10 protein-coding genes are annotated in these 16523 nt (G+C 51.0%); 9 read left to right on the top strand and 1 reads right to left on the bottom strand.

Features of this window, described 5'->3' with window-relative positions; all coding sequences use genetic code 11:
- Positions 1-326: 326 nt before the first annotated feature.
- Positions 327-791 carry a GNAT family N-acetyltransferase gene (locus K3T83_RS33390; protein ID WP_220207242.1) on the bottom strand — a complete coding sequence of 155 codons (465 nt, stop codon included), beginning with the start codon at positions 789-791 and terminating at the stop codon, positions 327-329.
- A gap of 674 nt (positions 792-1465) precedes the next feature.
- On the opposite strand from K3T83_RS33390, the gene K3T83_RS33385 reads away from it, so the two are divergent.
- From K3T83_RS33385 to K3T83_RS33345, 9 genes are all read left to right on the top strand, one after another.
- Entirely contained in the window at positions 1466-2803 is a 1338-nt protein-coding gene (locus K3T83_RS33385) for a hypothetical protein (protein ID WP_220207241.1), read from the top strand.
- Positions 2804-3345: 542 nt separating this feature from the next.
- Positions 3346-4284 carry a hypothetical protein gene (locus tag K3T83_RS33380; protein WP_220207240.1) on the top strand — a complete coding sequence of 313 codons (939 nt, stop codon included), beginning with the start codon at positions 3346-3348 and terminating at the stop codon, positions 4282-4284.
- A gap of 170 nt (positions 4285-4454) precedes the next feature.
- Positions 4455-7466 carry a DUF7779 domain-containing protein gene (locus K3T83_RS33375; RefSeq protein WP_220207239.1) on the top strand — a complete coding sequence of 1004 codons (3012 nt, stop codon included), beginning with the start codon at positions 4455-4457 and terminating at the stop codon, positions 7464-7466.
- 244 nt (positions 7467-7710) lie between these two features.
- Positions 7711-7899: a helix-turn-helix domain-containing protein gene (locus tag K3T83_RS33370; RefSeq protein WP_220207238.1), complete on the top strand. Its 189-nt coding sequence runs from the start codon at positions 7711-7713 to the stop codon at positions 7897-7899.
- A gap of 412 nt (positions 7900-8311) precedes the next feature.
- Positions 8312-9325, top strand: a complete 1014-nt coding sequence (locus K3T83_RS33365; RefSeq protein WP_220207237.1) for a hypothetical protein — start codon at positions 8312-8314, stop codon at positions 9323-9325.
- A 26-nt stretch (positions 9326-9351) separates the two neighbouring features.
- The gene (locus K3T83_RS33360; RefSeq protein ID WP_220207236.1) at positions 9352-9906 is read left to right on the top strand and encodes a lytic transglycosylase domain-containing protein; all 555 of its coding nucleotides are present in this window, start codon (positions 9352-9354) and stop codon (positions 9904-9906) included.
- Between the two features lie 20 nt (positions 9907-9926).
- Complete coding sequence (locus tag K3T83_RS33355; RefSeq protein ID WP_220207235.1) at positions 9927-10205, top strand: hypothetical protein; 279 nt, start codon at positions 9927-9929, stop codon at positions 10203-10205.
- A gap of 95 nt (positions 10206-10300) precedes the next feature.
- Positions 10301-13495 carry a PrgI family protein gene (locus K3T83_RS33350; RefSeq protein WP_220207234.1) on the top strand — a complete coding sequence of 1065 codons (3195 nt, stop codon included), beginning with the start codon at positions 10301-10303 and terminating at the stop codon, positions 13493-13495.
- Positions 13492-16515, top strand: a complete 3024-nt coding sequence (locus K3T83_RS33345; protein ID WP_220207233.1) for a type IV secretory system conjugative DNA transfer family protein — start codon at positions 13492-13494, stop codon at positions 16513-16515. The genes K3T83_RS33350 and K3T83_RS33345 overlap by 4 nt, the downstream gene beginning before the upstream one ends.
- The last annotated feature ends 8 nt before the right edge of the window (positions 16516-16523 follow it).

The raw sequence follows: 16523 nt of genomic DNA, 5'->3' as shown, positions 1-16523 counted from the left end.
GTGATGTTTCTTCGCTTTCCTTCTTGCTTCCCAAAAACTCAGGCTGCTGTCTGTGAGCGGCCTAAATTTTCAGGCAAGGTCCAGGTTGCTTTACGCCAGTGCGCCCAGTATTTCCATGCTGATTATGCAGTCAGGGGCCATGTGTTATAGGCGAGATACACGATACAAGAGGGTCTTTCTTCTAGTACATGGAGGCGGAAGTTACTCCACGATCAGGCAAAACCGCAGAATCAAAAAGTGAACGACGACATGTTCGACTTCCGATTGGCCGTATTCTTACAGACAAAGGTTGCCAAAGGGGAGGGAGCGGACCGAGAGTTTTGGCCTCATACCTTAACAGGCTTGCTCATGTGGACGACAAACCCACCTCTGAACTCCTCCTCTTGGTCAACCGCATACCCAAGCTTCTGATAGAGCCTCAGATTCTCAGTGAAGAGCTTGTTGGTGTAGAGCTTAATGACAGAGAGTCCCAGTGACGCGGCTACCTGCTCGGCATGGGTCAGAAGCTTTCGGCCCAGGCCTCTCCCCTGAAAAACCGGAGACACGGCGACGTTCTCGATGAGAAGATGGTCGGCCTTCGGAAGCATCTCGATGAGGGCCACGAGCTTCCCATCAAGATACAAGAGGTCGATGCGATGCTTCTTCACAGCTTCCTCATAGTCAGCTGTCATTGGCAAGGGTTCACGTCCAATAACTGGGACCCATTTGGAATAGGCTTCCCGTATCAGAGAACGGATTGCGCTAGCATCCTCGACAGTAGAGGGCCTCAGTGACATGGCTTCATTCATCATGCGACCTCCTGGATTACTCAACGGAATGTGCCTGAGAGCCTTTTCTCGACGCACCGTTATGAGAGCAATCAACAACAGGCGCAATCAGCAAATTTCTCCCGGCATCAGCGGCATATGGAGCGTTTCACTAGTCAATCCACCCCTCAACGAAGGACACAATTTACAACGCTGTAGAAACAGTATACTCGATGGGGGAGCGGCTTACCCAGGAACCTCTGTCCCACTGTACAGAGATCTTTCAACGATCAAACGATGCCCATGTGCGTCCACTTGATAGGTTTCGCCATCGTGCGATTGACGGAGGGTCTCGTTTGAAAGCGGAGGGTCTCTTTACTTATCAGCGTAGAAAACAGTGGCGAGAAGCGCAAGTACCTTGCCAGTTTTGTGCCATCTATTTATAGGAAGAACAAAGGAGATACCTTGTAAGCATGGAAAAAGTACGTATATGAGAAGAGGTTTGTCTCCAGTAATCATAGAAGGCTACGTGTGTGTCCTGTTCTCTTTTTCAGCTAAGTGGCGGGAAGAATTGGTTCTGATATTGTACGTTCTGTGATAAAAATGTGTTAGCCTATATTCTCTATGTGTGCGTTTTGTGATATATCCACACTAATCTTTCTCTATATCGATGAATTAAGTAATCATGTATGGATTATATACAGAAAGAAGCAGCCGTTATGCAAACACCACTGTCAACTGATGCGCTACTAGAGAAAGACTCTGTAAAACCTCCCTCTTTTTACAGCAAATACTTGGTGGCACTTGAAGCCACATTAGCAGCCGTACCAATATTTGCGGCGGTGATGACAGGAGGGTTGTACTTCTTACCCCGCCTCCCTTTTACCTCTGATATCCCACTTGCATGGTATGCTATCGCTGGGGGAGGGATCAGCACATTCGTGATTTGGCTCATCCTGGCGTTTTTCGCGTCTTCCTACACAACGGTTGACCATGCCGATACTTGCCAATACGATCAGCTCATCGGTCGGTTGGAAACCTTGAACGCTCATTTGGATTACAAAGTACAGGGCAAGATAAAATTGTCTCGTGTTGATGAAGCACAAGAAGCATTACAGGATGCACTTTTCTGTCGAAAACATATCTCGAACACACTTATTAACGAGCGTCATCCCGGTCTGCAATGGCTCTGGGGGACAGGATATCTCAGCCTGTGGAGAGACTTTCATCACGCCGAAGAAGTGCTCCTTGAAACGGAAGCGTCCGATGCTCTGTTCCGAGAGACACTACACGATTACTTGCACATTCAGCAGCTACTAATATCCAATCGCGAAGAACTGCTTGGCAGACTCTTTCAGGTGGTGAACAAGATTGCCCCAGCAGCCCGTTCCTACTTGGGGAAAGACAACCAATCTAACAAAGAGAACCAATTGCCTGACCCTCCCTCCCAAAACAGTCCCTCCATAGATTCACCAGACTATAGACAAGCTTGTATTGTGCTCCGAGAGGTTAAGCACGCCTATAATGAATTGAAAGATAGCAGCCAGGGAGCCCTGCTGGCTTTACGCAATAAACTGTTGATTGCAACTATTCTTGCGAACAATGCCACCTATCTGCTGCTCTGCCTGGCCATTATCGGTAACAGCCGTCCAGAAGACCTGGGAAGCATCATCGCTTTCTACTTGGTTGGCGCTCTTGCTGGCCTGTTTGGTCGCTTTTACGGCGAGGCTGATCATATCTCGGTGCATGGCAAAGAGGAGAGCAGCGATTATGGCCTCTCCCTCACCCGCCTCGTTGCCACCCCTTTCTTCTCCGGATTAGCTGGTGTGGCGGGAATTCTGCTCACTGCCATGCTTCCCGTCCTTTCAGGGAAGATGGCTCCTGTGCCTACAACCTTGGCGAATATCTTCCAGCTTCAGCCCCTCAACTGGTTTATTGCAGCGGTCTTTGGGCTTACCCCCAACCTGATTATGCAAGCCTTCAAACGGCAAGCTGCCGCTCAGTATTTACCTGATCCTATCGAGCAACTACAGGATCAATCCCCTGAGAAAGGATAGGTTCCATTCACAAACAGCACTTGGCAAAAGCAAGTTATTTTCTCCATGAACCACACATAAATATATTATGCATAAGCTTTTTGGGAGCAATCATCTGAAGTGATTGAAGCCAATCTCAAATCAACAAGCAGACCTGGCAAACAACTTTTATAAGACGCCAGGACGTGCAGCATACTTTTTCCACGCTAACTCATTTCTGGCGTCCTTTTTCTACGTTGACTGTAGAGTCATTCTACGATTACAGGCGTCCTTTTCGCCCTCCCATGCTTATTCTATTCCACGTTTCTGATAGATCGCACAAGTTTGTATCAACGTTGGAATGAAGGCAGCGATCTCTTTACAATTTCTTTGGTAATCAGATATACTTAGGGAAGATGGTGTTGTTGCCTCAACTCATGGAAGAGAGGTATCATGGCCGAATCCGCGATCCCACTCACAGCGCCTTCAGAGGAGCAACGAGCGCAAGCGCTCTCGCGTTCTCCCTCGTACATGAAGAGTGGAGGAGAGCCATCAGGGATGACGAGTCTCATGGAGAAGGAACCTTGTTCAGACGGCGAACAAAATTTGTTCTGACGACTATACTAGAAATAGCCATCATTCCTCTTCTAACAAGCATCGTAGCTGGTGGAACCCTTACTCCATTCGGTCCTGCTTGGATCGTCCTCGCCATTTTGGTTGGTGGTTTAGTTCTCATCCTTTTGTCGCAGGAGAAGCGATCCGCAGAGGAAAGCCCATCTGCTTTCCCCACACAGAAACCCAGAACGAGAGATGTACAGGCTCACCCATCTGTCTCGTCTGCTCCTCTCAAGAAAGAGACAACGTTGCAGACAGGATACCAGGCGCACACCTCTCTCTGGCAGGCAGCGTTGCAACCCCGTCTCTGGCGGGCAGTGTCGCAGGGGCTGGACGGGAAAGATGTCCAGAAAAGAGTGCGTTGGAACACTGCCCCATCTCACTGGCGAGTCATTTCTCTCTCCTCTCTCTCCGATTTCGCATGGCCTCTCATCGGGTATGGCTGTGGTTGGGGTCTGGTAGGTCTTGTCGGGTCCGTTCTTCTCTCATGTCTGTCCATAAACGTTGTTGATATTGCTGATGTTATTCCCTCCATCCATGATGGTTTTTTCGTGAAGATAGGCATTGCCAGATATACTCTCCCTGACTGGCCCGTATGGATATGGATACATCTAGGGGCTATTGGGGTTGCGTTTGGAAGCATAGTGGGATGGGTCAGGCGCGAGGAGAAGTTTCTGGCTCTCCTCCCAGATGGATTTGTGCACGGGAACACAGGGCCGGGATGGATTTCTGCGGTCAATTTCCGCCATGTTGCAGCGATAGATGTGATACCTTCCCACAATGCACTTTGGATCACTCCACGAACCAGCCAGGGAGAGAAGATGTCTGTCACCATCCCCACTGATTCTGACACGCTTCGGAGTATTGTTGTTGCGTATGAACAGTTCAAAGCGAGCGGTTCTGTCTAGAACACTCATCTGGCGAGTAAGTAGCGAGGGGCGAATGAATACACATGGCGCATTTCCACTCGCACCCCTGGTTCGTCGCAAAACCGTTCGTTTCTTGAGATAAAGTGCTAAGAATGTAGAAAGTAGTTGACCTCAGTAGCCTGCAATAGATTGAGGGAGGAATGAGAAATATGGGCACCCAGTCTATACCAATTGAGGTGTTCTACTCCTATGCCGATGTCGATGAAGCCCTATGCCACGAACTGGACAGGCATCTACGCCAGTTGCAGCGTGATGGCCTTATCACCACTTGGTACAGGGGGAAGAGTATTGCTGGCACAGACTGGGCAAAGACTCTTGATCAACACCTTAATACCGCTTCGATCATTCTGTTGCTCGTTAGTTCCGATTTTGTTAACTCGGACTATTGCTATGGCACAGAAATGCAGAGAGCGATGGAGCGATATGACTTAGGGGAGACCCTCATATTCCCTATTTTGCTGCGGCCTGTAGACTGGGCAAGTGCTCCATTTAGGAAACTTCGCCCGCTCCCAAGCAATGGAGTATCTATCACAATATGGAGGAACCGGGATGCCGCCTTTGCTAATGTTGCCCAAGAAATCAGAACTGCTTTACAAAATATCCACTATCTGAAGGTGAGTGCCCCTGCTGCCCCACTCCCACATATCTGGAATATCCCATATTCCCCCAATCCCGTATTCACTGGGCGCGAGGAGATTCTAACAGATCTAGCAAACGCACTCAAGGTAGGTCAAGCAGCAGTGCCGCCGCAACCGCTAGCCATCAGTGGACTAGGTGGCATAGGGAAAACACAGGTTGCCGTAGAATATGCTTACAGGCACCGCCAGAATTACCGGGCGGTCTTCTGGGTGCTGGCTGATACCAGTGAGTCTCTTCTCTCAGGGTATATCGCCATCGCGAGTCTGTTAAACCTGCAAGAGAAAGATGAGCAGGATAGAACCCTCATTGTCTCTGCTGTCCAGCAGTGGTTTACAACTCACGCCGATTGGCTACTCATCCTTGATAATGCCGATGAGTTGGCGATTGTACGCGAGTTTCTTCCCCCCGCCCCAAGTGGACACATTCTATTGACCACGCGTGCACAGGCGATGGGCCGTTTGGCAATACGTATCGACGTAAGTACGATGGACCAGGATATAGGAAGACTGTTTCTTCTGCGACGTGCGGGACTATTGGCTCATGATGCGCTATTGAGGGTTGCCTCACCCACTGACATCTCGGTGGCTGGAGAGATCACGGAAGAACTTGGTGGATTGCCTTTGGCTCTTGACCAAGCTGGAGCCTACATTGAAGAAACGGGATGCAGCCTCGCCGATTATCAGAATCTCTATCATACTCGGAGAGCAGAGTTACTAAAGAGGCGTGGTGGTCTGGTAAATGATTACCCAGAATCAGTTGCTACGACGTGGTCACTCTCCTTCGAGAAGGTGAAACAGCGGAGTCCTGCCGCCTCTGAATTGCTGTATTTCTGTGCATTTCTACATCCTGACGCCATTCCTGAAGAATTCTTGACTATTGGAGCAGAACATCTTGGATCACTCTTACAAAGAGTTGCTCGTGATTCGCTGGCTTTGGATGAGGCATTCAGTGCTCTACAGGCTTACTCACTCATTCATCGCAGGCCCTTTGACAAGATACTCTCGATCCATCGACTAGTACAGGCAGTACTCAAAGATGCGATGGATAAGCGAATATACCGGTTATGGGCTAAAAGAGCTATATTAGCCGTTAGCTGGACGTTTCATTGGAATCGTTTCCCCCTTGAGGACGAGGAAATGGAAGAAGAATATGAGCAATATCTACCAGATAATGTATATGAGCAATATCTACCACATGCACGGACTTGTGCCGAGCTGATGGAGCAAGAGAAGTTGCCAATACTTACAGGAGCTCATTTCGTTCGCTCTATGGATATGCCTGATCGAGCGCTTCCCATCTATGAGCAATGTGACCAACGGTTGAGATCGGCCCACATCTCGCAACGACAGAAAACTATGCATCTTTTAGAAATTTTTGAAGGAAAAGGACATTGTTATTTGGAACAGGGCCATATCTCTGAAGCTATAGATAGTTTTTTACAATGTATAGAAATTGTCCGTCAGAATCAGTACGATATAAATCGGCTGGCGCACTATGCAGATCGGCTGGCGTCTGCGAGTCTACAGTTGGGAAACTTGAGTCAAGCGGGAAACTTGAGTCATGTAGTAAAGTTCTATGAGGAAAGACTCAATCTAGCCCGGCTGTCAGGTAATCTATCAATGTATGCGAATGCGCTTCACAGCCACGGCATTATCTACATACTTTGGGGCCGCTTTGAAGAGGCCCAGTGGTATTTGAGAACAGCACTATCCATTCGTCAGAACTTATTTGAGACAGGTAAAATTAGTGAAATTGCTATTGGCTTGACGCTGAATGCAATAGGTCTGATGTATCTTGATCAAGGGATCTTGTATGAAGCTGATGAATACTTTAAAAGAGCCTACGAGATTTACAAGCGTGTTAGACCTGGACACAGAAAGGCTATCGCCAACATAAAGAATTGCTTTGGTAAAATCGCTATGGCGAGAGATCAATTGCAAGAAGCTAAAAACTGGTTTGAGGACGCACAGAAGGATTCATTGAATGTTAATAGAGGGCTATATATAGATAGCCTCAATAACCAAGGGCATCTACTTACATTACAAGAACGTTGGGCTGAAGCTGCCGCCATCTTTGAAGAAACAATGGAGATTGCTACTCAATCTCATTATAATGACCGACGCGCAGAAAGTCTGATATATCTTGCTGTGACCTTCAAGAAGAGAGGGCTACAGCAACGGACACAGCAAATCTTACAAGAGGTAGAGCAAATTTCTGAGGGGAAGTATTTTTATCTTTTAGGACGTGCTGCCCAACTCAGGGGAGATATGGACTATGAGGCTGGGTGCTATGAGGAAGCGTTACATCATTATCTGCATGAATGCGAATATATGCTACATCATAACTATGATAAACACCTAATAGCCATTCACAGATTGACCGACGTTCTTCTGGAGCTTCCTCAAGACAAATCGCATTCGATGATAAAAATGCTAAATACTTACTGTGAAGAGCATGAATGGACTCATTCATTTCTTTGGGAGCAAATACAAGAACTAAGTTCGTGGTTCATAGACTTCTAATCGTGGCGATTTTACAGGAATAGTTTCCTCGTCATAGTTCTCCTGTGCTGCCCCGAAATCGGTCGTTAAATGGGTTTCAAAACCGTCCGTTTCTTGCGACGATTAGCTCTTCCTTTTCTGCCTCCGGTAGCATTGGCACTGCAACCGCGGAATCTCCTCTTGCAAATCTCAAAACTTATCTCATAATCAAAGTCTCATAACCTCGGCGTGCTGATGGGAAACCTGAGACACAAGGGAGAGTGTTATGAAAATTGGCCATGTTCGTGTTTCCAAACAGGGACAAAACGAGGCATTACAGATTGACGCACTTGGGCGATCACGAAAGCTCAAAATAAACGGGAAAGTGGCTCTGGCCCGACGAATGTTCGATGCTCAGAGCCATTCCATTTACGAAATCTGCACTGCCTTGGGAATCTCTCGCCCAACATTGTAGCGCTACATTCAAGAGACTCCATCAGGGTAATTATAAAGAAATCACCAGCTATTTCAAAAATTTACAGTTCGAACTCTCCAACAGCGTGAAGAGTGAAAAACATTTTTCTCCGGTCAGCCATCCTCCTCAAGTTTTGGTCGGTTTGCCCATTCTCATAACAGCACTGTTTGCTCTACACTAAAGGCAGATCTGAGCCATTATCAGAGCCAGCAATTGAGCGCTCTTCTCAGAGATATTGCTTGCTAGAAAGAAGATAGCGATGAAGAACAGTAAACGCTTTTTCACCCTTCTAGTATCCCTATGGCACACACCTATCCGGAAACAGTGGAGAGGCTATGCTCTCCTACGATTATTGCTCTTAACACCTGTGGGGCTATGCATCCTACATCCTGCACCTATGCAGAAGGAGTTCTTGTCACAAGGGCAAACAACTCCTAGCTATGCTCTCATGCGTTCACCTCAAAATGTAGACGTTCGTGCCGCTGCTCGTGCTGACGTCATCTCGACCGTAGTAGCTCCACCTCCAATTGCCTGCTCTTTGTGGGATAGCGGATATATTGATTGTCTGCTCGGTCAAGTGGGTACCACCATTACCACTCGCGTCTTTGAGGCGATCAGGCCCTTTCTCATCTGGCTCAATCAAAACCCGCTTAATTTTGTGACACGCACACCCGAAGCTGCCACCTACAAGAATGAGGTGGTGCAACGCTTTGTCTCGTTCGGTATCACAGTCGTTGATGCGGCGCTTGCTGTACGCGTGCTGCTGATTGCGTATCGGATTATGGTAGGTCGTTCCATTGGCCTCCCAGCGCTCTCAGTTATGGAAGCCTTGCCCCGGCTGGCACTGCTGGTCATTGTTGCTCATAACAGTTTACTGATTTGCCAGTGGCTCATCGACTTCAATAATGCGCTCTGTTCGGCAGTTGATGGCCTTTTCCAACTCTCTCTGTTGCAACTGGCTATCCAGGCGCTACTGCGTGGCTCACCTGAAGGCACAATCAATCTCCTGCTGCTCTTTGCTCTCTCCCTTTTTCTGGCAGGGCAAGTGCTCTTTCTCGCCTGGCAGATGTTGGTACGATTGGCAACCGTTGTCTTACTGACCAGTCTCTCCCCGCTGGCATTCTTGAGCGAGGCATGGTTACGTCGCTGGGCCAGTGCGTTTGTCGCAGCGGTCCTTGTCCAGTTCTTACAGGTCTCGGCCCTCGCGCTCGGAGGGATGCTCGCAGGCTTTTTTGCAGGGAAAGTCTTTGCTGGCTTCTCCGATCAGCTTGTGATCTCACTGTTCGTGAGTAATGCACTCTTTTTTCTCGTCTTGCGCATTCCACATACTCTTCATGAATACATCCTCTCGCCAACTGTTGCCGCTGGAGAAACCACTGCCCATGCTATCAGTGCTATCGGCGGTCGTTTTGCCCGCACACTCTAATACCCCAGGAAAGGAGACCTGAACACATGGGTAAATGGATTGCCATCGGAGGGCTGCCTCTTGCGGCCATTCTCCTGATGAGTTTTTGTGTGCTCGTCACGGTCAGTGGAAACCGTGCATTGAGCATGGAAGGGCAGCCAATAGGAGAACAGCCTTCTGGTGCCAGTCAACCGATATCAGAGCAGGAAAGCCCTTACGTTCCAATAGCACGCCTGGCTGCCAGCAAAGCAGGACTTCCCCCGGACCTCTTTGTAAGACAGATTCAGGTCGAGAGCGGCTTCAATCCAACAGCCGTCTCTCCTGCTGGGGCTGTAGGTATCGCCCAGTTTTTACCTACTACTGCCGCCGGAATCGGTATCAACCCCTGGAACCCACAGGACGCCCTCACAGGCGCGGCACGGCTCATGGCAAGCTATGTAAAAAGTTACCAGGGAGACTACGCCAAAGCGTTAGCTGCTTATAACGCCGGGTCTGGTGGAGTCTCGCAAGCCATTGCCATCTGTTGCACACAGCAGCGTCCCTGGTATCAATGCCTGCCTATGGAGACCCGGCTCTATCTACAGAAAATCTTATGGATATAAGAAAAAGGAACGGAGAAAAAATGAGATATGTACTAGGAGCAACCGTTTCCATAGCCCAGTTCTTTATCAACCTGTTCAACGACGGCCTTGCTCCCGCTCTTTATGCCATTGCTGCCTTCTTTTTTGCGTTGGGCTGTATCGGCCTGATGTTGCCTGGCGAACGACAGCAACAAAATGCGAAAGCCAACCTCTATATGATTTTAGGTTCGGTGGCACTAGCGCTGCTCACGACAACGATTATCAGCATCCTTCAGACGGCTGCTGGAGGCACACCAACCATCTCACCTACCACTCGGTAGTCACACATGATCGGGAGCTTCATCTCGTCCTTGCGTTGGAACGAGAATGAAATCTCTGCTCACCGCGATGTATAGAAAAGAAGAAGGAACGTATCATGGACGATTCATCCATTTTTCCGCGTCGGCATACAACACCAACACATCTTGGTCTCCCTGATAAGTTGCTCTTTGGCCTCACCGCCCGCCAACTGCTCTTGCTCTTACTGGGTGGCTCCCTGAGCTATTCATTCTGGCTACGGTTAGGGGTGTTCTTGCCCCCTTCCTGGCTCCTGGTGCGTCTGATCAGTGCGCTGCCTCCTGTTCTTCTCAGTTTCCTGGTGGCATTCGTCACTCTGCATAATCGCCCTCTGGAACTCTGGGCGCTGGTTGGGCTTTGCTATCTCTTGCTCCCTAAAACCGCCGTGTGGCGTCGTCTCGCCTCCTCTTCCCAGTCAGGGAAATCATCTAAACATGCCAGTGTGCAACGCCTCGTCCCACTGCGTGATATTTTCCATGATGTTGCATGCCTGGCCCCCTCTACACTGGATTCCCAGCCCAGCACACGTCTCTATACCGCCGTGCTAGAAGTACAATCCACCAATTATGTCTTGCTTTCTCCCGAAGAGCAACAACGGCTTATTGATGGCTATCGCTCCTTCCTGCTTGCATTGCGCTTTCCAATACAAATTCTGGTACGTTCACAAAGGATGGATCTCACACCATATGTGCAACGTCTCACCGATGCTGTCAACCAGCCAGCTTCAGCTATTGAACAGCAGGGATCTCCTCCATCAGCTTCAGAAGACAAACAGGTTCTCCCAAAACAACAAGGACATTTTCCTGACCGAACGACCTTAGCCGCAGCACATCGCCACGCCATCGTCACCTTACAACAACAGCGCACGTTGCTGGACCGTCGCTTCTACCTCGTTGTGCGGGCAAGCGAAGAGCTGCATCTCCCCTGGTATGGGATGCTCCCTCTCATTGGCTCCGTCCTTACCAAAACACACAGACAAGAGCAACTTTCCCAGGCTCAGCGTGAGTTAGACCAACGAGTCATGGCACTTACCGAGCATCTCAGCGGGATAGGACTGGCATCCCGGCGTCTCTCAGGCAAGGCGCTTGCTGATCTCCTTGATCAAAGCATGAGGGGAGAAGCAGCTTTACGCTTCCCCCTCTCCGAATCTCTTTTCGAGCAAGCCACTGAACCCGCCTTGTCAGCAATCAATGGCAATGAAGAAGACAAGGGAAACACCAGGCAGCCGGCCCTCTCGCAAGAGAATCCTGCTTCAGGACGCTCTGATGACCTGGACGATGATGATGAGTGGGAGGAGATGGATGAAATGGAGGAGGAAGCGCATGGTGAAGATCGCATCAAGAACCTTTCCCTACATGATCTGCTGGCCCCTTCATGCTTGATGGTGGTTCCAGATCACGTACGGGTTGGCGAGGAGTATGTGCGCGGCATCGCCGTGGTCGGATTACCACGAGAGATTGTTGATGGAGCGCTCTCCAATTTACTCCATCTGGATGAAATTATGGAGATCACCTGGCATCTTCACCCACAACCAACCCCAGCTCTCTTGCGGCGCTTGCTGCGCGAACAAGCACAGTATCGCAGCACCCAACGGATCAATGAGCGCCGGGGAAGCAACCAGGACCCTGATTTGACAGTGGCCCAGGCTGATGCTGAGCGCCTGCTTCCAGCGCTTGCTAGCGGACAGGAACGACTCATCGATGTTGGTTTCTATGTTGCTGCACGCGCTCGTTCAGCCGAGGAAGTACAGGCTCACAGTCAGCGAATCCTCTCAACCCTGCACAACAGCTTACTGTCGGCCCATCCCACCACGCTTGAACATCTGGAAACCTTTCAGGCCTTGCAGCCTACAGGACAAGACCCACTCGGACGCACGATCACCACGACGAGCACTGCGCTCGCCGCGCTTATGCCCTTCTTGAGCGAAGCCGTTTCCATGCCATCGGGTGTCTTCCTGGGAGTCACGCCAGGAGGGGAGCCAATCCTCCTTGATCCCTGGGGGCCAGGCATGGACAATCCTCATGAATTCTGGGGAGGCATCTCAGGAGCCGGAAAATCTTTTGCAATTAAGTTACGCATCATGCATGAATTACTCGTTCACCCAGATTTACAAGTCGTGGTGATCGATCCAGCTGGTGAATACCAGAACATGACGGAGGCAATGGGAGGGCACAGTATTCGCATCGCTCCCGGCTCAGCTCAGAGCATTAATCCCTTCGATCTGGTTCCGCCAGGTCTGGATCTCTCGCGCTATGTTCAACTGCAACAGGGAGATCGCCTGGCTGAGAAAATCCAGAATCTCCATAGTTTCCTGGATATCCTGCTCGCCGACTATACGCCAACACCTGGAACGCTCAAATCTGAGGAAAAATCGCTGCTCGACAAAGTCCTCTACGAGGTCTACGCACGTGCAGGTATTACCGCCGATCCCTGGACACACGGGCGGCCTGCACCACTCTTGCAAGATGTTGCTCTGGTTCTACGCCAAGACAAGAAGAACAAGGATGCCCTCCGCCTGGCAGATCGGTTACAGCGTTTTATCACCGGGAGTATGGCCGGTCTCTTTAGCCGTCCAACCAACGTTGCACTCGATGTCCCTCTGCTCACCTTTGATTTACGCGAGATGCGTGGAGGCAGCGAAATCAAGCCAGCGGGGATCTTCCTGATCTCAGAATTCCTCTGGACACAGGCTCTCTATCACCCCAAGCCACGCCGCTGTTATATCGATGAAGCCTGGTCCTTGATTCGCCATCAGGAAGGAGGCGTGTTTTTAGAGCGCATGGCCCGCGAATTTCGCAAGCACGCGGTAAGCGTTGTGACCATTACCCAGAATCCCGAACAATTTGTGACTGATCCGCATGGCAGCGTGATTGCGCAAAATGCGTATACCAAAGTCTTAAAACGGCTCGATACCATTGGCTCACGAGCAGCACGCACTGCCTTTGGCCTATCCCAGACGGAGGAGCAGCGCCTCACCACCCTCGACCAGAAGAAAGCTCTCTTCTTGATCGGGTCCAAGCGGCTGATCGTTGAAATCACTGCCAGCCCGGAAGAATATATCCTGGCACATACTGACCCTGGAACACAACCACCATCACTTAGCGTCCAGGCTGAACCAGCAACATCCCAGGCTATATCGACACGCACTCCCCGCACGAGAGGAAAGCGCAACGCCACCCGTTCTGTCGCTGCACCACAAGACCCGGACAGCAGTAGTTCTCCAGCAACAGATGCGGATAGCACAGCAGAACGAACGGGAGATAAGAACGTATGAAACAGCCTTCACCACTCCCTGCGCCTCCGCTCGCAGTACACATTATTCCGCACCCAGGAGGAGAGGTTCAAGGACTGCATACATTGGAAACCCTCATCCAGACCATAGCTGTCACTGGGGGAGTCATTGGCCTGGAAATCGCTCATACCTCCCAGGGGCCGCACTTTCTGGTGCGTACGACCAGTGCGGCCACGTTGCAGCAAGTGATGCGGCACTTGCAGGCTCGTTTTCCCCAGGCAACACTACGCCCTCTTGCTTCCGAAGACGATCCGTTGCGACTTGGTGAGAACGAGGAGGTGAGCGCTGTAGAACTTTGCTCAGGTGGGGCTGCCTATGAGAGCTTGCGTTCCTGGAGCAGTCGAGATCTCCAGTCCCCAGGCTCTGATCCGATGCTCTCGCTGTTAGCAGTAGGAGCATCCCTACCTCCTCATTTTCGCCTGGTAGCACAGTTGGCGCTCCAACCTGTGTCCGCCGGATGGACCCACAAGTATACACGACTGGCACTTGAACACCCGCTAGAGCAGGAACGCATCCGGCGGCGTGAAGCGCTTGCCCAGGATCGTCGTCGCCGCGATCCGGGCTGGGGAGCCATCATCGCTCTCGGCTTGCTCGTGATCCTCCTGACGGCATGGAGGTATGGCCCACTTGCCCACATGCTGCCTGCCTGGATACCTGGTGCGTTAGGAGAGGTAGTGCATGGGCGACTCCCTCTGCTCACGAACCAACAACGCTCCGAGGCGGAGTTAGCGGGGCTTCTACTTCTGGGCGTGCTTATCAGCGTTATAGGAATGAGCCATCTCAGCTCTCGTCTGCTGCATGGATCGCCCCGACTCTACGATCAGCGCAAGGTTGCCGAGAAATTGAGCAAAAGCGCCTACCGCGCTCGCTTGCGCCTCTATGTCATCGAAACCAGACCTACTCTTTCTCCGAACATGCAAACAATCTCGCCACTTGCGCACGTCAATCAACAATTCATGTCCTGGATCAACCGATGGGCAGGTGGACAAAAGACGAGATGGGTTCAGCGGCTCTTCCGATGCTGCGCTCTTGTGTTACGTCATCTCAACCCGCGTGGTCTAGTTTCCACTTCCTTCTTGGAGACTCTTGCACTGGTTCAACGCCTCCGGGCTGCCCTACAGCGAAGACAACTACACCACACCTTACAGGCTGAACTGGTGGCGGCTTATCAGCAATATCAAACTGCTACGGCCTATTTCCGCACGTGTCGCCCCTATGGATGGCAAGCCCATCGATGGCTACAAGAAGCTTCTGGATGGACAAGAGGCATGCGACAGGCATCCCTGTACCTCACAGGCGAAGAAGCCGCGCTTTTGTGGCATCCCATGAGCGGAACAGCCCTTGTCGAGACGGTCGGTCTCGAACAACGACAGGAGCGCACCATTCTGGCCCCTGGCATCGTCGCCGCTGGGGATGGTTGGAAGTTGGGTGTCTCTGAGCATGCAGGGAAGCAGGCCGACGTGTTTTTCCCCTTTGAAGAGTTGAGCCGTCATATCTTTATCGCCGGACGAACTGGCAAGGGCAAAAGCACGCTTTTTGAGCATCTGGCCCTCGCTCAACTCCACCATCCCTCTCGCCCCCAACCAGGACTCTGTGTGATTGAGCCGCATGGTGATCTTACCAACGCAATCTTACAAGCTATTCCAGCAGACCGCTGCGACGAGGTGACACTCATTGACCTCTCTCAACAAACGGCCCCTATTGGTCTTAATATGCTAGATGCTCGTGCATTCACACACAAGACCAGTAGCGACGATGTACGTATGGAAGCGCTGGTCAGTGCCATCCTGACCACGTTACGAGGGATTTGGGCGAACAGTTGGGGATCACGCATTGAAAATGTCCTGCGCTATAGTCTCAAAGCCCTTCTGGAAGCCAATATGACCCAGATTCAGCAAAACCAGGGAACAGGAGCTGAGCAGCAATATACACTGCTTGATATCGTGCCGCTCTTAAACCTGCAAGCGTTTCGACGACAGGTTCTTTCGCTGGTCTCTGATCCCTATGTCCTGGAATGGTGGCGTACGTATTATGAACGCCTCGATACCCTGCATCAACAGGATTTGATCACGCCTGTTGTCACCAAGATCTCAGCCTACGCCAGTTCGCCACTGGTTCGCCGTATCATTGGGCAACCATGTTCGACGCTGGATCTGGCGGGGCTGGTCGCTCATGGAGAGACCCTGCTCATGAATACAGCATCAGGGGTGGTAGGCCGCGAGATCTCCAGCTTACTCGGAGCGACCGTCCTCAGCCTCTTTCATATGGCGCTGGCCGAGCAGTTAGGTATTGCAGAGGCAGATCGCCGCCGTTTCCTTGTCTTTGTCGATGAGTTTCGCAATTATCCTGTAGACTACGGATACGGTCTCACGGAACTGCGCAAAGCTGGCCTCTCCCTGGTCCTGGCGGCCCAATCGCTCGCACAATTGGATGCCTTCGATCCCACACTGCGTCCTCTGGTGATGGGCAATGCCGACCATCACTTCTACTTCACGCTCTCCGGGGAGGATGCTTTTCTGCTGCGTCACGAGATAGCAGTACGCCCGGAAGACGTAGTTGCGTTACCTGACTACACGTGTTACGCGAAATGGTCACGCTACGGCAAGCGTCTGCCGATTTTCTCCTTTCAACTGGCTCGCCCTTTTCCTGGAGATGAAAGAACCGCTACCTTGATCCGTTCGCGCAGCCAACAACGCTACGGTCGCCCGGAAGCCCACATTGATGCAGCGATCCAGCGAGCGTATCAACAACACTATCCCAACACCTCCAGGCAACAACACGGAAACACTCTACACAAAGGGATGCCTAGCAACCAATCGGCATCCCCTCCTTCACCATCTCAATCAGCAGCCAGCATGATGCCTGGTAAGAAAGTTCGCACACGCAAGAAGCCAGAGCCAGGAACAAACCAGATCCAGACAGGAAGCAGCCAATCCTTACTCCAGGCTCATGAGGAAGACCAGGCGCGGCAGAACGAAACACCATCGCCATTGCTGCCATAGTACACAAA

The sequence above is a fragment of the Reticulibacter mediterranei genome (assembly GCF_016587455.1).
Note: the sequence above shows the minus strand (reverse complement) of the source record. Positions and strands in the feature narration are given on the sequence as shown.